The organism is Methanorbis furvi, from assembly GCF_032714615.1.
GTDB classification, from domain to species: Archaea; Halobacteriota; Methanomicrobia; order Methanomicrobiales; family Methanocorpusculaceae; genus Methanocorpusculum; species Methanocorpusculum furvi.
Genome location: NZ_JAWDKA010000001.1, coordinates 69,303 through 86,904 on the forward strand (window position 1 = coordinate 69,303; position 17,602 = coordinate 86,904).

At 51.8% G+C, this 17,602-nt stretch carries 19 protein-coding genes; 9 read left to right on the top strand and 10 right to left on the bottom strand.

The window, feature by feature from the left end:
• Position 1: 1 nt before the first annotated feature.
• Positions 2-1,213 carry a hypothetical protein gene (locus tag McpAg1_RS00385; protein WP_338093297.1) on the top strand — a complete coding sequence of 404 codons (1,212 nt, stop codon included), beginning with the start codon at positions 2-4 and terminating at the stop codon, positions 1,211-1,213.
• Between the two features lie 141 nt (positions 1,214-1,354).
• Here the strand turns inward: McpAg1_RS00385 and McpAg1_RS00390 are convergent, their stop codons facing one another.
• The 4 genes from McpAg1_RS00390 to McpAg1_RS00405 are packed head-to-tail and all read right to left on the bottom strand — an operon-like array spanning position 1,355 to position 4,251.
• The gene (locus McpAg1_RS00390; protein ID WP_338093298.1) at positions 1,355-2,752 is read right to left on the bottom strand and encodes a DUF8157 domain-containing protein; all 1,398 of its coding nucleotides are present in this window, start codon (positions 2,750-2,752) and stop codon (positions 1,355-1,357) included.
• Between the two features lie 15 nt (positions 2,753-2,767).
• Positions 2,768-3,322, bottom strand: a complete 555-nt coding sequence (locus tag McpAg1_RS00395) for a ZPR1 zinc finger domain-containing protein (RefSeq protein ID WP_338093299.1) — start codon at positions 3,320-3,322, stop codon at positions 2,768-2,770.
• Positions 3,323-3,328: 6 nt separating this feature from the next.
• Complete coding sequence (locus tag McpAg1_RS00400; protein WP_338093300.1) at positions 3,329-3,703, bottom strand: cell division protein SepF; 375 nt, start codon at positions 3,701-3,703, stop codon at positions 3,329-3,331.
• A 50-nt stretch (positions 3,704-3,753) separates the two neighbouring features.
• On the bottom strand, positions 3,754-4,251 hold the full coding sequence (locus tag McpAg1_RS00405) for an RNA-binding protein (RefSeq protein ID WP_338093301.1): 498 nt from the start codon (positions 4,249-4,251) through the stop codon (positions 3,754-3,756).
• Between the two features lie 216 nt (positions 4,252-4,467).
• Here McpAg1_RS00405 and McpAg1_RS00410 point away from each other — a divergent pair, with 216 nt between their 5' ends.
• The 4 genes from McpAg1_RS00410 to cofD all read left to right on the top strand — a co-directional run bounded on the left by McpAg1_RS00410 (position 4,468) and on the right by cofD (position 7,524).
• Positions 4,468-4,695 carry an LSM domain-containing protein gene (locus McpAg1_RS00410; protein WP_338093302.1) on the top strand — a complete coding sequence of 76 codons (228 nt, stop codon included), beginning with the start codon at positions 4,468-4,470 and terminating at the stop codon, positions 4,693-4,695.
• 20 nt (positions 4,696-4,715) lie between these two features.
• Positions 4,716-4,889 (top strand): 50S ribosomal protein L37e, encoded by a 174-nt coding sequence (locus McpAg1_RS00415; RefSeq protein WP_338093303.1) that lies wholly within the window; start codon positions 4,716-4,718, stop codon positions 4,887-4,889.
• 12 nt (positions 4,890-4,901) lie between these two features.
• Entirely contained in the window at positions 4,902-6,302 is a 1,401-nt protein-coding gene (gene purF, locus McpAg1_RS00420) for an amidophosphoribosyltransferase (RefSeq protein WP_338093304.1), read from the top strand.
• Between the two features lie 307 nt (positions 6,303-6,609).
• Positions 6,610-7,524, top strand: a complete 915-nt coding sequence (gene cofD, locus McpAg1_RS00425; RefSeq protein ID WP_338093305.1) for a 2-phospho-L-lactate transferase — start codon at positions 6,610-6,612, stop codon at positions 7,522-7,524.
• 259 nt (positions 7,525-7,783) lie between these two features.
• Here cofD and pyrF read toward each other — a convergent pair whose 3' ends face one another.
• From pyrF to McpAg1_RS00445, 4 genes are all read right to left on the bottom strand, one after another.
• Positions 7,784-8,422, bottom strand: a complete 639-nt coding sequence (gene pyrF, locus McpAg1_RS00430) for an orotidine-5'-phosphate decarboxylase (RefSeq protein WP_338093306.1) — start codon at positions 8,420-8,422, stop codon at positions 7,784-7,786.
• The gene (locus McpAg1_RS00435) at positions 8,423-9,361 is read right to left on the bottom strand and encodes a deoxyhypusine synthase (RefSeq protein ID WP_338093559.1); all 939 of its coding nucleotides are present in this window, start codon (positions 9,359-9,361) and stop codon (positions 8,423-8,425) included.
• 307 nt (positions 9,362-9,668) lie between these two features.
• Positions 9,669-10,589 (bottom strand): hypothetical protein, encoded by a 921-nt coding sequence (locus McpAg1_RS00440; RefSeq protein ID WP_338093307.1) that lies wholly within the window; start codon positions 10,587-10,589, stop codon positions 9,669-9,671.
• Between the two features lie 309 nt (positions 10,590-10,898).
• Positions 10,899-12,110 carry a TiaS agmantine-binding domain-containing protein gene (locus tag McpAg1_RS00445; protein ID WP_338093308.1) on the bottom strand — a complete coding sequence of 404 codons (1,212 nt, stop codon included), beginning with the start codon at positions 12,108-12,110 and terminating at the stop codon, positions 10,899-10,901.
• 52 nt (positions 12,111-12,162) lie between these two features.
• Between McpAg1_RS00445 and McpAg1_RS00450 the strand changes: the two genes are divergently transcribed.
• Positions 12,163-13,113, top strand: coding sequence for a transcriptional regulator (locus tag McpAg1_RS00450; protein WP_338093309.1), 951 nt, complete (start codon positions 12,163-12,165; stop codon positions 13,111-13,113).
• Between the two features lie 23 nt (positions 13,114-13,136).
• On the opposite strand, the gene McpAg1_RS00455 is transcribed toward McpAg1_RS00450, so the two are convergent.
• A complete protein-coding gene (locus McpAg1_RS00455) occupies positions 13,137-13,691 on the bottom strand; it encodes a ferredoxin domain-containing protein (RefSeq protein ID WP_338093310.1) in 555 nt (184 codons plus the stop codon).
• 158 nt (positions 13,692-13,849) lie between these two features.
• Between McpAg1_RS00455 and McpAg1_RS00460 the strand changes: the two genes are divergently transcribed.
• The gene (locus McpAg1_RS00460) at positions 13,850-14,266 is read left to right on the top strand and encodes a winged helix-turn-helix transcriptional regulator (RefSeq protein WP_338093311.1); all 417 of its coding nucleotides are present in this window, start codon (positions 13,850-13,852) and stop codon (positions 14,264-14,266) included.
• 387 nt (positions 14,267-14,653) lie between these two features.
• Here the strand turns inward: McpAg1_RS00460 and McpAg1_RS00465 are convergent, their stop codons facing one another.
• Entirely contained in the window at positions 14,654-15,208 is a 555-nt protein-coding gene (locus tag McpAg1_RS00465; protein WP_338093312.1) for a ferredoxin domain-containing protein, read from the bottom strand.
• Positions 15,209-15,340: 132 nt separating this feature from the next.
• Between McpAg1_RS00465 and McpAg1_RS00470 the strand changes: the two genes are divergently transcribed.
• Both McpAg1_RS00470 and thsA read left to right on the top strand, forming a co-directional pair.
• Positions 15,341-15,760 carry a winged helix-turn-helix transcriptional regulator gene (locus McpAg1_RS00470; RefSeq protein WP_338093313.1) on the top strand — a complete coding sequence of 140 codons (420 nt, stop codon included), beginning with the start codon at positions 15,341-15,343 and terminating at the stop codon, positions 15,758-15,760.
• Positions 15,761-15,921: 161 nt separating this feature from the next.
• Complete coding sequence (gene thsA / locus McpAg1_RS00475) at positions 15,922-17,577, top strand: thermosome subunit alpha (RefSeq protein WP_338093314.1); 1,656 nt, start codon at positions 15,922-15,924, stop codon at positions 17,575-17,577.
• Positions 17,578-17,602: the final 25 nt, after the last annotated feature.

Genomic DNA, 17,602 nt, shown 5'->3' on the forward strand with positions numbered 1-17,602 from the left:
AATGATAAAAAAATACCAGACAACAATACTTCTTCTTCTCCTCCTTGCCGCAGCCGCTTTGATTCCGGCAGCCTCGGCAAGTGATCTGAGCCTGTCCGGTCCGTCCAGCATTATTGCAGGAAATGACTTCACGCTCTCTGTTGCCGGCGGCAACCCGCTTGGGACGGTAACGCTTTCGATGACCTCGGGCGACCGGCCTGATCTGCAGTTGCTCCCGGGTCAGGTGGGTGTGTCAGGCTCGGCAGGTTCTGCAAGCGTGGTGCTGGATGCATCCGGTCGTGCCCGCGTTGAGTACACAACACAGTCGGGCGGCGAGGAGTCCACCTGCCGGTTTTCCGTCTCTGATGGTTCGAGTTCCGACACAACATCAGTTACGATCACTCGCGGTACCGTGAGCGCAACCGCAGTCTCAACGCCGCGACCTGCGTCAAACACGTACCCGATCGGCTCAGAGATCACGCTTTCGGGTGCGGCTCCCGGAACCAGCAAGGTGTACCTGTTTATGACCGGCCCGAACCTCCCGGCAGGAGGCGTGAAACTTTCGAACCCCTCGGTCGCTTCGGTGACAGGAGATCCCGACACCTTTGACTCGCGGCCGGTGAACAATAATATGTGGACCTACAAGTGGCAGACCTCGGGCCGGCTTGACCCAGGTACTTACACGATCTACGCAGTAGACCGTCCGGCAAACCGGTACTCTCTGTCCGATGCAAGCTACTCGACCTACTCAGTCACACTCACGCGTCCGGGAATGACCGCAGGAGTTTACGGCGGCATCCCTGAAACGTCCGCAACCGCGGCAACTCCTGTTCCAACCGAGCCGGTTGTAATCGGCCCGGAAGAGCCGGTTGAGACTCCGGTCCCTAGCATCTGGGATCAGATCGCTGCATGGTTCTCCGGTCTCTTCCGCGCTTCAGCAGCAGAGCCGGTCGGCTATGTTCTGAAGGATGGAGCGATCACCATCTCGGGCGAGACCATCTTTTCAACCGAGAAGGAATTTGCCGTATCGATCGAGCCGTACTTCACCGCAGCTCCGAAGGGTTCCGCTGAACTCTCAGGATGGTCGGGAGTGGTGCCGGTAGTTGCAGGTGCCGGAGGTATCAACGTCTGGTCAGCAACCGCCGCAGTTTCTCCGGGCAATTACATCGTGACGGTTGAACCGATCGGCGGCGGTCAGATGATGAGCTGGGAAATTACGGTTGTTGATGCGTAAATTATTTTTTAAAACGCGAATTGAATAGCTCGAATAAAAAAATCGCCACTGGCGATTTTTCAAAAAAAAATAATTTTAGTAACTTCTTGAAAATCGCCATTGGCGATTTTTTATTCGCGCTATTCGCGTTTCAGAAAAAAATTATTTTTTATTTTTTTGCGGCCGGCCTTTACCGGTCCACATCGGTTTTTTCCCGTACTTTTCCTTCAGCGCCGCAAGTTTGTCAGGCACTTTTGGTCCTGCGACTCCCACAATCATCCGCGTGAAACTCTCAGGCCCCATCAGCAGATTGTAGGCCTTCTGATCTTTGTTGAACCTGACCAGCACCGAATCGATCGCAACAACCGAACCGTACGGTGCTGAGAGCAGTGCTTCGTGCTCAGGGTTCCGGTGATGTGCAGGCAGTGCAACATATGCCGGAACCTCACCGGTTCCGTCGCAGACAAGGTACAGATAATTTTTCGCGTCCCCGATATCAGCAGACATCACCGACACGGTCACATGAATGCGTTTTCCCAGATGTTTTTTCAACTGCGATAATCTCGCACGCTTCGCCGCCGCAGGAACACGATAACCGCATCTGCGGTGTCCGTCCTTCCTGAGAACCGCATAGGAAAATTTCACATCCGTGTTCACGAACCGGTATTTTTCCTCGCCCTCGCCAAGCGCCAGCATCAGCTTCGTGGGCCAGATATCCTCATACGTCACAAACGTCCAGCAGGGAGACACCATGCAGGGAACCCCGCGGATATCATTGCACGGCGCATAGAGAGTGAGCCCGCGTTGCTTCAGAGTGCGTGAGAGATTTCGAAGCATGGTTGCATTTGAAAGATCCGCAGGCTCAAGCAGAATCAGATTTCCGTCGGAGGCGAGGTGCTCGGAGAGCCGCATCATAATCTCTGCACGTTTCTCATCATCAACCGCCAGCTCGTTTATCATGTTTGAGCAGACGATCAGATCAAACTCGCCGTCAGGAATTTTTTCCATGATGTCTGCGGCGACCGGTTTGTGTGCTGTTACATGGCCGCCGGTTTTTTTCACAAACTCAGGCACCACATGTAAGTACGCCTCGCGGTGAATCTCGGACCGCTCAAGAGCGGTGACCTCTGCAGTCATCCCCTCGCACTGATCCAGCACGCGGGCGATTGCGACTGTGACCGTTCCGGGGCCGGCTCCCACATCCAGAACTCTGATATGATCGCGAATGAGTCCGTCACGAATGAGCCGGACGAAAAATTCTGTGAACTCTGCAACGTAGCCCGGCATCTGGTACGCCATGTAGGCGAGGACACTGTACCCGCCTTTGTACTGCACAACGCGGCGTTCGCCCTCCTTCCAGTAGGCATCCTTCTGGGAGCTGACCGCATGACGGATTTTTTCGAGAACCGTTTCATCCTTCCATGGTTTTCCGGAGACCTTTTCGATGTACGAGAGGGTAAGGGCATCCAGCCGCTGATCAGTTCCGCGGTTTTTGATCAGATTGTCGAGCCGCTTCTCCTCCTCTTCTGTGAGAGCGTGCCGCTTTGGTAATGAATCCATAAATCAGAAAAGAGTTTATGCCAGCGGATGAATCGTACATCCGTCCGGCTCGGCCTCCACGTCAAGCTTTGTTCGTACGGCCTTTGATGAGACAATGCCGGAGTTTCCGGACGGATCAGTAATGATCACCGTCACAGGAATCTCTGACTTTCTTGCCAGCTCAATCTGTTCCAGCAGTTCGAGTGCGGTTTGGATCTCTTCTCCCTCGCAGGAGGTGAGCGCACGACGCACGGCATCCTCAGCACGAAGGAGAATACCTTCGACGTTGGAGACAAAACCGCTGCATGCAGGACCCGGATGAATGTTTATGCCGAACTCAGGGATATCGATCTCCCCCTGCATGCTGCGGACGACGCGTGCATTCAGATCATCGGGTGTTTCCACCTTCATCTCCCAGCGGCACGGCTCGCGGTCATTGAGCACCATCGTGTCAGTAACGCGGAAACCGCAGTCCGGACAGACGCCGCTCAGCAGAAGAATATCGGAAAAATAGGGAATGTTTTCCGTATCGTAAATGTATTCGATATCCTTGCCGCAGTCTGGGCAGGGGCCTGGAACAACCTGACGCATCGGAGTTTACATGCCTCCGATCTTCTCGCGGGAGATGCGAACGCCGGTCGGCGTAATGATGACATAGCGCTGGTCGCCAAGACCAATGATGTCGCCGTTCACATCCTTTGAGACCGCACGGAGATCACCCATCACGCGGTCGAACATGATCTTGTCGAGTTTGAGTTTGGTAATGTCAACGATGACAATATTGTTATTGTAGACCTCGTCCTTGACACGCGGACAGTCTTTGATGTCAGCGATGCTTGCAACTTTTACGTACATGACTGCCGGCTCTTCCGCGCCTGCGACTCCTTCGTAGGAGGCGAGGTCCAGCTTCATGTAGTCATCTTCGGAAGGGGTATCCTTCTTTGATCCGAAAACTCCGTCAAGAAATCCCATATGAAAAATAGTTTATTTGTTGTTTATTTAATGCTTTGTATGCCAGAGGCTCAGAGTTCAAGGTTCCAGAGTTCATCACCGATGTAATGCAGATTCTTTGCGGCCTTTCCCTTCTCCAGCGCAATGATTCCTGCAGCATCGTAGAGTGGAATGACGACTGCAAGAGGCTTGCCGTGGCTTTCATCCACGACGAGTGCCGGAAGTCCGGCACGGACGTCGTCAGTGACCGAAACAATGCCGGGCCGCATGACATCAGCGCCGTTGATCATGTATGGGACCGCGCCCATATCAACCGAGATACGCCTGCCGGAAAAGGGTCTGAGGACTGCACCGCGAAGTGTCGGAAACGCCCACTCTTCCTGTTCCATGACAAGAGGTTTTTTGTCGATGATATAGATGTTGAACTTGGAAGCGGTTTCGGCAATCTCAATCATCTGGGCGTTGTAAAGCGCGGCGTCTTCGCCGATGCTTTCACCGAGTTTTTTCATGAGTGATGCGAGCTGACTCTTTTTTATTGCGTGACGTTTTTTGATCGTGAGTTCTACCATTTGTTCTATATCCGTTTTGTCATGGGAAATTATAATGCTTCAGTTTCTCATAGTATTGCGGTTCAGGATAAACGATGCCATAACCCTGCTCTGCGCTATCTTTATGTGGGACTGAAACGAATACATTAAGCACTCTTCCATGAGTCCGTAGGACTCGTGAGATGTTTCGCTCTTCCCGAGCGAAACTCTACCTGATGAGACAAACGAGGTATCCTTATGACAAAGAGACCGCTTGAAATTTTAGATCAGGTCCTTAACCGCCAGCCGGTGATCATTTCACTGAAGGGCGGGAGGGAGATCCGCGGGGTTCTCCAGGGCTACGACGTTCACATGAACCTGGTTCTTGACAAGGCTGAGGAAGAAGGAGAGAAAGGAACACTGCAGCTTGGAACGCTTATCGTTCGCGGCGACAATGTTATCTACATCTCTCCGTCTGTAGAATAAACTTGAGGTGAATTACAACAATGACAAAAGGCACGCCATCAATGGGTCTGCGGAACAAGCACTCCCACATCATCTGCCGCCGCTGCGGAAAACAGTCCTTCCACGCACGGCACGGTGTTTGTTCCTCATGCGGATTTGGCAAGAGCGCTAAGATCCGCGGGTACAGCTGGACGAAAAAAGCAGCAGATAACTAAAAAGGTTGTTGTATGAGTGGTATTGCCGGCATCGTCGATTCACGCGGTGTCGCCTACCCCCTATATTATGCTCTGCATGCCCTCCAGCACCGAGGTCAGGAGGCAGCAGGCATATCTACTTTTGACGGGAGAGACTTGTCTTTGTACAAGGGTCCCGGACAACTTTCCGAAGTGTTTAACGAGTCAGTTCTGGCAAAACTCCCGGGCAATGTTGGAATTGGTCAGGTTTTGTACACACAGAAGGCTCATCGCGGCAGACCGGAAAATATCCAGCCGCTGAAATTTTCTTTTCAGGGTCATGTGCTGTCGATTACGGTAAGCGCTGCACTGGTGCAGGACAATCGCGAGGCTCTTCGGACTGAGTATGAGGGGAAGGGACACATCTTTTCGACGACCACAAATGCTGAGCTGATTGCGGCGATGATTGCTCATGAGCTCATTTCAGGAGAGAATGCAGAGAACTCGTTTGTCAATGCAATGCGGCGGCTGAAAGGAGCCTACGCGGGTGTTGCAATTCTCGATGGTGTTTTGTATGCGTTCCGCGATCCTCTCGGAACAAAGCCGCTGTGTCTTGGAAAACTCGCTACCGGTTACATTGTTGCTTCGGAAAGTGTGGCAATCGATACGCTTTCGGGCATGCTCATCCGCGATGTTGTGCCGGGAGAACTTGTCACTATTACCGGAGACAGTGTCAGCGGCCGTCAGGTGCTTGAGGCTGATCATCGTGCGTTCTGTGTGTTTGAGTATGTCTACACCGCACGGCCCGACTCGGTTATTGATGGTGTTCTGGTGTATGATGCCCGCAGAAAAATCGGTGAAAAACTTGCGAAGAATCCGGTGCAGGCTGATCTTGTCTCGCCGGTGCCGGACTCGGGCACGGCGTTTGCAACAGGATTTGCTGATATGTCCGCCATTCCATACATGGAAGGTCTTTTGAAGAACCGGTATGTCGGACGAACGTTTATCATGCCGGCCCAGAGTCTTCGGGAGAATGCTGTGCGGATGAAACTCAATCCGGTCCGTCGGCATGTTGAGAACAAGTCGGTTGTTTTGGTGGATGACAGTATTGTCCGCGGCACAACATCGCTCAGGATTGTTGAGATGGTCCGTGATTTCGGTGCGGCCGAGGTTCACATGCGTATTGGTTCCACTCCGATTATTGCGCCCTGCTACTTTGGTGTGGACCTGCCGACCCGCGAGGAGCTGATCGCGAACGGGAGAAGTGTTGAAGAGATCCGAAAAATGATTCATGCAACAACGCTTGAGTATGTTTCTGAAGAGGATCTTGTGGACTCTGTCGGTATCCCGGGCGTTGATCTCTGCATGGCCTGTGCCTGTGGTAAGTATCCGCTTGCAATTCCGGGCGAGCCTCAGTGTGCGTGCCGCAGAGTGTATCCGGCAAAGGATAACTGATCGGCATTTGCCTCACTTCTATTTTTTTGAAAACAGATCGGTGTTGCATTTTTAATCATGAGTCGCCCACGGAAAAACGGAGTACACGGAAATTTCACAGAAAAAAAAACATCACGGAGCAGACGTGAACATCACGGAACTCACATTTGAAACAATATTTCTGTGATGTTCACGTCTGCTCCGTGATGTTTTTTTCTGTGTGTTCCGTTTTTCCGTGGGCGGCAGGGTCTAAATAGGCAACACTTATTGCCGATCTACCAAGAATTCGCTATCTTGATTACGGCACAACACCTTTCTATTTAGTATCATGATTACGGTACTGTCCGGCGGAACCGGCACACCGAAACTCATCCGCGGACTCCGTCAGATTCTGCGTGACAACGAGATCACGGTCGTGGTCAACACGGCCGAGGATATGTGGATGTCGGGGCTTTATGTTTCGCCTGACATTGATACCGTGCAGTATCTTTTTTCCGGTCTTCTGAATACTGATTCCTGGTGGGGCATCAGAGGGGATTCGTTTGAGACGTTTCATGCGATGGAAAAACTCGGTTATGTTGAACCCCTCCCGCTCGGCGACAAGGACCGTGCGACCAATATCTGCCGTGCCGAGTTTCTCAGGCAGGGCATGACGCTTACTGCGACGACGGAAAAAATTGCCAGAGCTTACGGAGTGCAGGCAACAATTCTGCCGATGTCTGATCAGGAGGTGACAACCTACGTCAAAACCGAAGACGGCAGCCTCATGCATTATCAGGAGTACTGGGTGGGCAGGCGCGGGAATGTGCCGATCACCGGAATCGTCCGAAAAACTGCGAACGATGCTCCACTTGCGGCAACTCCAGAAGTTATCGCAGCAATTGAAAACAGTGACGGCGTCATCATCGGCCCGTCCAATCCGGTTACCAGCATCGGCCCGATTCTTGAGTGTACGGGAGTGCGTGAAGCTCTTGCAAAAAAGTTCACGATTGCTGTAAGTCCGTTTATTGGGAATCGTCCGTTCAGCGGTCCGGCCGCTGCCCTTATGCGGGCATGGGGGCATGAGCCGACCTCGTACGGTACATGGCAGGTGTACAAGGACTGCGTCAGCATGTTTATTCAGGACACCCGCGACACCGAGATCGAGGTCCCGGGAGCTCACCGGCTTGATACGATGATGACGAATGAAAAGAAGGCCGAGTCCCTTGCATGGGATTTGCTCTCATACTTCCCGCGGAAATAAACTATTTCGATACAGGATGAGATCTTGAAACGCGAATAGCACGAATAATAAAAAAATTTCTTGTGTTTTTCTTGGCGTGTAAATCTATCTAAAATAAATTATTTTAGTAATTTCTCAAAAATCGCCATTGGCGATTTTTTTTATTCGCGCTATTCCGCGAAGCTGCGTAGCAGTGAGCACGACGGAACGGCGTGCGAAGCGGTGAGCAGGCCGAAGGCATGTGACTCGCGCTATTCGCGTTTCAAAAAAAAATATTTTTTTATCTTGCCCGCACACGGAACTCGTGTGCCGCAGCCTTCGGGTCGGCAGCCTCATAGATCGCACGACCAACGATGATGCCGTCCACATATTTTTTCACGTCTTCGGGTTGTGCTCCCTGCGCACCAACACCTGGCGAATAAATTTTCATCGAAGAGCCGATGATGGTACGAAGAGTTGCCGTCCGCTCAGGTCGCGTCGCCGGAGCAATGATGCCGTCAGCTCCCGCAGCCTTTGCCATCCGTGCCATCCTTTCTGCATTCTCTCCCGAGAGGAAATCAAGAGCTCCCGGATGACTCATCTCGCAGACCACAAAACAGACACCGCCGTGATCATGTGACGCGTCCACACATGCCGCAAGCGAGTCTGACCCGCAGAACGCATGCGTAATGATGCCCGCACATCCTGCACCAAACACCTCCTCACAGATGAGGGAGTTGGTGTTTGGAATATCAGCGACCTTGAAGTCTGCGATGATCGGGATCTCTGACTTTGCGAGATCCTTCACAATCTCAAGGCCGGTTGAAAGCACCAGCGGATACCCGATCTTGATCGCATCAAGCTCACCCGTGCACGCAGTTGCCACACGGACCGCCTCGGCCTTTCCCTTCACATCCAGTGCGAGAAGAAGATCCGCCATTTACTTTCTCTCCAGCCGTTCAAGCGTTGCCGTTGCAAGAATCGGCAGCGTGATCGTTGCATCGCCGTACACCGTAACGCCGACACCGCCCTCGCCGATTTTTCCCCAGGACTTTGCCTCATCCAGCGTTGCCCCGGACAGTCCGCCGAGATCGGGTCGGTCGCCGGTCAGCTGAACAACATACGTGAACGCATTTTCCGTCATCAGCATCGTCTGCAATGTGAAGTTCTTGGGAACACCGCCGCCCACAAGAACAGCTCCTGCCTTCTTCACATTGAATGCCGTATTGAGCAGATCATGCATGTCGCCGATCGCATCCAGAATTGTTTTCTTGTGGAACTGGGAAAACATCCAGTATTGGAGTCCTAAGACTGAGTCCTGGAATGCCGGGCAGTAGACCGGAATATCATGCTTTGCTGCGGTCGCAAGAATTCCTGTATCCAGCTGCTCGCCTATCACCCGCAGAAGTTTACTGATCGTGATCGGCTGTTCCGGGAGACCGGTGTAGACATCCTGAATGAAATCCTCCAGCTCCTCATAGGCTTCGTTCGGGAGGAAAATGTCATAGATGCGGTTGATCTCCTCTTTTCTCAGCTCAAGATCATCGCACTCAACCTTTCCGTGATAATGGTGGCAGCCGATTGCCTCGATTAAATCATGCGTGAGGTTTGCACCTGTTGAGGTGAGAATGTCGATGTGCCCCTTTTCGATCAAAGTTGAGACGATGCCGCCCATTCCTGCCGGAACCATTGCCCCCGACAGCCCGAAAAACTTCGTCATATCCGGGTCGGTGAGCATTTTCTCATAGACATCGACCGCGTGGAAGAGGCTGCCGCCGTTGTAAGCTCCCGCACCCCCCATCTCGGAAACAAGTTCGTTCACCGTCATGCCTGCGCGGGGGATGAACTGTTTTACCGGATCATTACAGTGTTTGTGCATATGCATTGTATTGTGTACCTGCCTAAAGCGAGTAATATACCATTTGGCGAGACTGAGCAATAAGATATTGGAAAACTTGACGAACCGCCCACGATTCGCATACCTTCCACACGCCGCTCCGTCGTGTTTAACTCCTCCATTCAGGAGTCGCTTCGGCATGCTTACTGCTTCGCAGGAAAAACGGAGCGCGCTGATATCAACAAACAAATTCAGTTACAAAGCCGGAAAACAGTTATGGGTGTGGTGAGGGCAGCAGTATCCACACTGCTTTGTACTCCACATCCCCCACCTAGCTATACTATTTGCGTTAACAACTTTTAATCTTGCCGTCTCTGCCCTTGATGAATCCCTGTTTACGGAGATCGTTGAGGACGCCTGAGAGGTAGTCGGCGGTGAGGTCAAACGAGATCACATCGGTTGTGTCGCCGAGAGGGAAGGCTGGTGCATCAAACGCTTTGAGAAGTGCGTCTTCGGTTGTAATGCCGCCCACGATAAGTTCGTGAATTTTTGCGATTAATGCCTGTTTGAAGAATATTGCGTCCACAAACCGTCCTGCCTCGTCGTCGTCGACGTCAAGGTGTTCGAGGACGTCGCCCAGATCGTCAATGCCTGAGGTGAGCATGATCTCAGGGCCTGTGGTGATCACGTAGCCTGTTGTTGACGAGGTGCGTATGTGGCTGGTAATACCGGAGCCATCCAGGTCTTCGGGGGTGATTCCGGCAAGATCGGTGTAGGCGTACATGACGCGCATCTCTTTGGGATCTTTGATGCCGGTGAGTGTGTACTCAGGTGTTTCTCCTGCGACGTTTAAGAGTTCGTTGTCCTCAAGAGTTCCAAGAATCATCAAAGAGTTGACGAATTTTTCTGTGGCGGTCTTCTGAATGTCTTCGTTGCCGTTTGCTTCAATGGTCTCCAGCTGTGCGAGAAGCTGTGAGGGGGTTGCGTCGGTTAAGACATCGCCGACTTTGTGTTCTGCAAAAAATTCGGTGAGGGTTTTTTCACGGCTGAGCAGATCAGCTTTGATCTCCGAGAGTTCGCTGTCCTCTTCTTTGGCGATGATGGTGTCGATGAGTGTTGCAAATGCTGCGATGGTTCCTTCAAAGTACGGGGTTCCGGAGAAGAGGTGCTCTACTGATATGCGGGCAGAGCAGTCCTTTTCCTTGAGATATTTCTGGAACTCTGCGGCATTCTCCCGCGAGTAGAATGTGATCTTTTCCTCAAGCGTCATGGTTGTAGTATATTTTTGACGCGGAAGGGGTTATCTTTTCCGACGCGTGCGGTGCATTCGAACTCATGAGCCACCCACGGAAAAACGGAACACACTGAATTCCACTGAAAAAAATCACGGAGCAGACGAGAACATCACGGAAATATATTGTACGATACCACAAAAAAATTCATTTGGATTCGTTTTAAAAAATTTTCATGACATCGCGCACAAATAATAAATCATCTTTGGATACCGTGATATTCTTGTCTGCTCCGTGATTTTTTTCAGTGGAATTCAGTGTGCTCAGTGTTTTCCGTGGGCGGGATCTTACATCCGCACAACCGGTTTTGCGAGATGCCTTCGTGCGCCGGGCGGGACTTCGTACCATCCCTCCCTCATATCCCTCGGCATCTCCACAGCATCACGGACGCGGCCCGAACAGTTGCGGCATTTGTATCCTTTACCGCGGCCGGCAGAGGTCATGCGGCCACCGCAGACCGGACACTTGGGTGATGTGCGGAGCTCTGCTGCTGCGATCGTGTGCAGGCAGAACTTTTCCAGATGCAGAACACCGTTCTGATAACTGCCGCAGAGCGTGACGATGTCTCCCGGGAGAAGTTTTCGCACCATATGCCGAAACTCCTTGGTCGGCTCAAACGCAAACACCGTGAATTTTTGTTCGCCGATCTCCGGCTGAAAGAGGAACTGCACATGCCCGCCGCGCTCGGTCTCCGGCGTACTCGCAACCGTGCCGAATACTTTGTATGAAAATCCCTCTTCCGGTGCTCCGGCATACTCGATCAGATGCGCATCGGTTCCCTGATTGGTTTTCCAAATTTTTGTGAGCGAAGGCTGTTCGGTTTCAAGCATCTCTGCTGATGCTGCAACCCATTCGGGCGACTCGCCGCGGATACCGTAAAGCACCGGATCCTTTCCATGCGGCACGCACACAACCGTTTCTGCGGTGAAATCAACCGTATCCCAGGTGTGCGGAGCGGTTGCTTTGGCTGATACAAAAAAACTCTCAGGCTGAATGGTTCGCGGTGTCCCGAACCGGTCCTTCGACCGGTATGCGAGATACTCGTAGGTTGCGTCCGGCAAAACCGACGACACCGCCGCAAGAGCACCGATGAGCCCGCGCCCGCATTTGTATCCCCGGTATTGTGCCTTGATTGCATCCAGCCGCTGAATAGTTTCCTCGATGGTGCAGAATCTTTGCAGAGCCTGATAATAATACTCAGGATCAGGTTTTTCCTCAACCACCACCACACCCGGATTGGTCTTCTCGCAGTCGAACTCTGCGAACTCTTCGACTAATTCGCACGCGACGGCAAACACCTCCTCTGGTTTTCCATCCAAAACCTCCAGACACACTGCCGCATTCCCCCGTGTTTTCCACACCACATTCGGATTCAGTCTGACCAGCCGCAGCTCCGCTACGATGCAGCCTGCGCGCTGAAGTTTTTCAGCGAGCATCGCGCCTAAATACGTAGTGCACATCCCGTCTACGGAGTCGGTGTCATCCATTCCGATGAACATACTATCGATACTATTTTATTGAACTGCATTACTATTACGATTATACCATTTTATGTCCAACGACCGGCTGCTTCAGAACGTGGTCAGCATCCTGATCATGGCAGGCTATGATGTGTCGGAACGCTGCGAGATTCGTCCGCGGAGTTTCGATCTGATGACGTCAGACGGTGAACATCTGCTCGTTATCAAGGTCGTGTCCCAGATCGACAGCGTCAACGAAGACATCGCCTGGGACCTGGACAAAATTGCGCGGCACCTTGGAGCAATTCCTTTGATAATTGGTGAGCGTGCACGAGACGCTCCTCTTGAACGCGGCGCAATTTATCTTCGCTACAGCATCAATGCCGTATCATCCGCGACCCTCTACGATTATCTTGCCGAAGGAGAACTGCCGCTCGTCTATGCCTCGCCCGGCGGTCTCTATGTCAACATCGATGCAGACAAACTTCGCGAACTTCGCGAAGAGCAGTCGATGTCCCTCGGAGACCTCGCCCATCTCCTCGGTGTGTCCCGCCGCACCATCAGCAAGTACGAAGGAGGGATGGGCACAACGCTTGATGTTGCCATGCGGCTTGAAGAGCTGTTCAACGATGACATTGTGATGCCGATCGATCTCTTCCGGTACACGCCGGCAGCAGAAGTCAAGAGTCCGGCCTCACTTCCGGCTGGCCACAGCACGGATGCTGACGCACATCAGCAGCCTGCCGACCGGCTGCGGTCGATCGGGATCAGCGTTCATGAACTTCGCCGTGCCCCGTTCCATGCGTTTGCGGTGTTTGAGGATGAGACCATTCTCACCTGTTACGGCACTGCGCAAAAAACCGTCCGCCGTGCGGAACTTGTTGGCAACATTTCCCAGATATCAGGTACGCACTCGCTCTGTGTCGTCTCTGATTACCGGAAGGAAAAAAAGATTGGAAAAACGCTCGTGATTGGGGAAGAGCGGTTGAAGGATGTCTCCGACGGATCAGATCTTCTGGAGATGGTTGCAGATAAACAGTAGGGGCAGAGGGGGCTGCCCCGGGATTATATTTTTGTCGGGTAAAAGATGTTCTTGCCTGACGAGTTGAGCGGAATGCCGTAGACCATGGTACATGCATCCATCAGATGCAGCCGCTGTGCAACAACGCCGACGGTGTACATAATCCGGTTGTCCACATTGTTCTGGCTCGCACATTTCACTGCCGAGCCGAGCGCAACACCCAGATCCGTTACTTTGATGACACAGTTCGGGCCAGGGTACTCTGAGTACTCGGTTGGCGGATGACTCCGCACCGCTTTGGTAAACTCCTTGCAGGTGTGGTAACCGCATCCGCCGCAGTTTGCACCAACTACCATCCAGCCTTTCACGCCGATCAAAACGATCGCATCACACTTTCGGATCTGTTTTGCGTTGTCGCTGAAGTATCCTACACCCTTTTCCTTAGCGTACTCTTCCATTTCGGTGGCAAGCCGTGCGATGTCATTTCCGTAGACAACGGTTGCAATAATTGAGTCAAACCCCATCGCCTTCGGGGCGGTTCTGGCTGCAACGACCATGAGACCTGCGACAGATTTGACTACTTCTGTTTCTGAAACCATGGTTGTTCTTTTGTTTTTTGAACGAAAAAATAGCAAAAGTAATGCTGATGATACAAGGTATCATTGAGGTGATCATGAAAGAAATTTGTCAGGGTCCGAGGAGATATATGAGATGAGGGATTAATTCCTAAATATCGAAAAAACGCCGCAGGTATGTAATGACCGTTCGAGATAAATCACCAGAGTGGCCGATCGAAGCCGCATTTGACTGCATCAGCGGAAAGTGGAAATCACTGATCATCAGATGCATTGCGTACGACAGGGTCCGGTACTCTGATATCAAGGCAAGTCTTGTGACGATCAGTCCGCACATTTTGTCCCGTCAGCTGAAAAGTCTTGAGAGTGACGGCCTCATCATCAGAACACAGTACGAGGAGATGCCCCTGCGGGTCGAGTATCATCTGACGCCGGCAGGTCTTGAACTTCTGCCAATACTTGAGTATCTCTGCTGCTGGACTTCACTGCATTTTCCCGAGAGGATCACATCCCCTGCCGGGAAAACCCGCAGGAGATTTTTTTGTCAGGATAGTTCTGAAAATTTTTCTTCCTGCTCACCTGCGGAAAATATTTTTTGAAATAGGAGTTACGCGGTGGGGTTTTGCAGTATGCTATTTTGCTTGGAATAACCACGGAATGCACGGAGTACACAGAGCTTCACTGAATGCACGGAGAACGCCTGCGGCGCCGGAATGCACGGAAGAGCTAAGGAAGTTGGCTCTTTAACCAATAACAGACACATATACTCATGCTCTTAGTTTTTCCGTGCATTCCGGCGCCGCAGGCGTTCTCCGTGCATTTTTGCGAAGCAATGAGCAGACCAAAGGCATGCGATTTCATTTTTTTCCGTGAAGGTCTGTGTACTCCGTGCATTCCGTGGTTACTCCAAGTGAGGTCAAGGACAGAAAAATTTCAAACGATGAAACTCATCACCGCGTAAGTCCTACTGAAAAAAAAATATTTGTTCAATGCATCACAGCATCTGCAAAGAAAATATTTTTTTCCGACGCTTTGAGAGGGATGCCGTAGACAATGCTGCACTCATCCATCACCTGAAGTTTTCGCGCCGCAACTCCTGCGGTGTACATGACTCTGTTGTCCACATTGTGTGACGCCGCACACTTCACCGCAGACCCTACTGCGATGCCGAGATCGGTTACTTTGAAGATACAGTTCGGGCCAGGATAATCTGCGTCCGCTTGCGCAGCCCTGACTTCTTTTCCAAACTCCGCACAGGTAGAGTGACCGCATCCGCCGCAGTTTGCACCAAGCGGCAGACAACCCTTCACACCAATCAGAACCATCAGATCAGCAGCTCTCAGATGATTTGCATTGGTATTGAAAAATGTCATGCCGGTCTGTTCCCCGATCTCATCCATCTTTGTTGCAAAACTTTCCAGTTCCTTGGCCGGAACGATTTTTGTTACGATCGAATCAATTCCCATTGACTTCGGTGCGGTTCGGGCTGCGACCGTCATCAGTCCTGCAACAATTTCCACGGTATCAATCTCGGATATCATGCATACTTCTTTTGCGATTTTTCCATAAATACAAAAAAGTATCAGCGAACAGATTCGGTATCATCACTGATACTGTGTTTTTCCACGAAAACATAAATGGCATGAGGATACACCTATTGCACAAGCCACCCCATGACGAAAAATACCAGAAAACATCCGTACCACTGCCCGGTCGAAGCAGCGTTTGACCGCATCGGCGGACGGTGGAAGGCAAGCATCATCTGGATCATCGGTTACGGCAGTATCCGGTACTCAAAGATCAAAGACACCATCCCCAACATCACCGCGCACATGCTCTCACTACAGCTGAAAAGCCTTGAAGAGGACGGCCTCATCATCAGAACACAGTACGAGGAAATCCCTCCAAGGGTCGAGTACTGCTTAACAGAATCAGGGCTCGCTCTTCTGCCGGTTCTCTCCACCTTGTGTGACTGGGCTGCGCTTCACTACCCTGATCAGATTCCTGCCGGCTATATCAGAAAAAGTCCGGGCGGAGAAATCTGTCCTGATGCACATCCCTCATGTTCCTCAGGCACAAATGATCAGATCTGAGATTTTGGGCGCGCCTCAAACAGATGTGATTCCCCTCAGGCATTCGTCCCACTTTTTTTGTCTCCATGAAATTGCAATATAATCAAATTTATATAGAACCACAAAGCAACCTAATCTGCATACATTACTCTGCACGGCAGAGTACTTGGAGATAAATAATCATGTCAGCACAACTTGGCGGACAGCCTATTCTGATTCTTAAAGAAGGCGGATCCCGTACCCGCGGACGGGACGCACAGAGCATGAACATTGCTGCAGCAAAGGCAGTTGCCGGTGCAGTAAGAACCACTCTTGGTCCGAAAGGTATGGACAAGATGCTCGTCGACACCATTGGTGACGTCGTTATCACCAACGACGGTGTAACCATCCTCAAAGAGATGGACATTGAGCACCCGGCAGCAAAGATGATGGTCGAGGTCGCAAAGACCCAGGACGACGAAGTCGGAGATGGAACCACCACCGCAGTCGTTATCGCAGGCGAACTTCTGAAGAAATCCGAAGAGCTTCTTGAGCAGGACGTTCACCCGACCGTTATCACGCTCGGCTACCGCCAGGCAGCAGAGAAAGCACAGGAGCTTCTCAAGACCATTGCAGTCGATGTCAAAGCAAAAGACAAAGAAATTCTTTCCAAGATTGCAGGAACCGCAATGACCGGCAAGAATGCCGAGGCATCCAAGGACAAACTCTGCGACTTAATCGTTCGTGCAATCACTCTCGTCGCAGACGCAGACGGAACTGTTGACACCGAGAACGTCAAAGTCGAGAAGCGTGTCGGCGGTGCAATCGAGGACTCCGAGATTGTCGAAGGCATGATCATCGACAAAGAGCGTGTCCACCCTGGTATGCCCAAGACCGTGAAGAATGCAAAGATTCTCCTCCTCAACGCAGCAGTCGAGTACAAGAAGACTGAAGTTGACGCAGAGATCAGCATCACGAGCCCGGACCAGCTCCAGATGTTCCTCGATGAGGAAGAGCGCATGATTAAGGGCATCGTCGAGAAGATTAAGGCATCCGGCGCAAATGTTCTCTTCTGTCAGAAGGGTATCGACGACATTGCACAGCACTACCTTGCAAAGGCAGGTATCTTTGCAACCCGCCGTGTCAAGAAGTCTGACATGGAGAAACTCGCCCGTGCAACCGGCGGCGCACTGATCTCCTCTATTGATGCAATCAGCGGTGACGAGCTTGGTATTGCAGGCCTTGTTGAGGAACGCAAGGTCGGCGGCGAAGAGATGATCTTCGTTGAGAAGTGCAAGAACCCGAAAGCAGTCTCCATCATCATCAAAGGCGGAACCGAGCACGTTGTTGACGAGCTTGGCCGTGCACTTGAGGACGCACTCCGCGTTGTCGGTGTTGTTGTTGAGGACAAGAAGGTCGTTGCAGGCGGAGGAGCACCGGAAGTTGAGTTATCCCTCAGACTCCGTGAGTACGCAGCAACCCAGGGCGGACGTATCCAGCTCGCAATTGAGGCATTCGCATCCGCACTTGAGATCATCCCGAGAACCCTTGCAGAGAACGCAGGTCTTGACCCGATCGACAAGCTTGTTGAGCTCCGTGCAGCTCACGAGAAGGGCAAGAAGACCTTCGGTCTTGATGTCTTCAAGGGCGAGCCGGTTGACATGTGGAAGGAAGGCGTTGTTGAGCCGCTCCGCGTGAAGACCCAGGCAATTGCATCCGCAGCAGAAGCAGCTGTCATGATTCTCAGAATCGATGACGTCATTGCATCCGCAAGATCCGCAGGTCCGTCTCCGGAAGAGATGGCCGCAATGGGCGGAGGCATGGGTGGAATGGGCGGCATGCCACCTGGAATGATGTAAAACTCAAATAATTTTTTTCTTTTTT

Excerpts from the sequence above, each read along its gene's own strand:
- McpAg1_RS00385 (WP_338093297.1), top strand. The coding sequence starts at position 2 with ATGATAAAAAAATACCAGACAACAATACTTCTTCTTCTCCTCCTTGCC.
- McpAg1_RS00390 (WP_338093298.1), bottom strand. The coding sequence starts at position 2,752 with ATGGATTCATTACCAAAGCGGCACGCTCTCACAGAAGAGGAGGAGAAG.
- McpAg1_RS00395 (WP_338093299.1), bottom strand. The coding sequence starts at position 3,322 with ATGCGTCAGGTTGTTCCAGGCCCCTGCCCAGACTGCGGCAAGGATATC.
- McpAg1_RS00400 (WP_338093300.1), bottom strand. The coding sequence starts at position 3,703 with ATGGGATTTCTTGACGGAGTTTTCGGATCAAAGAAGGATACCCCTTCC.
- McpAg1_RS00405 (WP_338093301.1), bottom strand. The coding sequence starts at position 4,251 with ATGGTAGAACTCACGATCAAAAAACGTCACGCAATAAAAAAGAGTCAG.
- McpAg1_RS00410 (WP_338093302.1), top strand. The coding sequence starts at position 4,468 with ATGACAAAGAGACCGCTTGAAATTTTAGATCAGGTCCTTAACCGCCAG.
- McpAg1_RS00415 (WP_338093303.1), top strand. The coding sequence starts at position 4,716 with ATGACAAAAGGCACGCCATCAATGGGTCTGCGGAACAAGCACTCCCAC.
- purF (WP_338093304.1), top strand. The coding sequence starts at position 4,902 with ATGAGTGGTATTGCCGGCATCGTCGATTCACGCGGTGTCGCCTACCCC.
- cofD (WP_338093305.1), top strand. The coding sequence starts at position 6,610 with ATGATTACGGTACTGTCCGGCGGAACCGGCACACCGAAACTCATCCGC.
- pyrF (WP_338093306.1), bottom strand. The coding sequence starts at position 8,422 with ATGGCGGATCTTCTTCTCGCACTGGATGTGAAGGGAAAGGCCGAGGCG.
- McpAg1_RS00435 (WP_338093559.1), bottom strand. The coding sequence starts at position 9,361 with ATGCACAAACACTGTAATGATCCGGTAAAACAGTTCATCCCCCGCGCA.
- McpAg1_RS00440 (WP_338093307.1), bottom strand. The coding sequence starts at position 10,589 with ATGACGCTTGAGGAAAAGATCACATTCTACTCGCGGGAGAATGCCGCA.
- McpAg1_RS00445 (WP_338093308.1), bottom strand. The coding sequence starts at position 12,110 with ATGTTCATCGGAATGGATGACACCGACTCCGTAGACGGGATGTGCACT.
- McpAg1_RS00450 (WP_338093309.1), top strand. The coding sequence starts at position 12,163 with ATGTCCAACGACCGGCTGCTTCAGAACGTGGTCAGCATCCTGATCATG.
- McpAg1_RS00455 (WP_338093310.1), bottom strand. The coding sequence starts at position 13,691 with ATGGTTTCAGAAACAGAAGTAGTCAAATCTGTCGCAGGTCTCATGGTC.
- McpAg1_RS00460 (WP_338093311.1), top strand. The coding sequence starts at position 13,850 with ATGACCGTTCGAGATAAATCACCAGAGTGGCCGATCGAAGCCGCATTT.
- McpAg1_RS00465 (WP_338093312.1), bottom strand. The coding sequence starts at position 15,208 with ATGATATCCGAGATTGATACCGTGGAAATTGTTGCAGGACTGATGACG.
- McpAg1_RS00470 (WP_338093313.1), top strand. The coding sequence starts at position 15,341 with ATGACGAAAAATACCAGAAAACATCCGTACCACTGCCCGGTCGAAGCA.
- thsA (WP_338093314.1), top strand. The coding sequence starts at position 15,922 with ATGTCAGCACAACTTGGCGGACAGCCTATTCTGATTCTTAAAGAAGGC.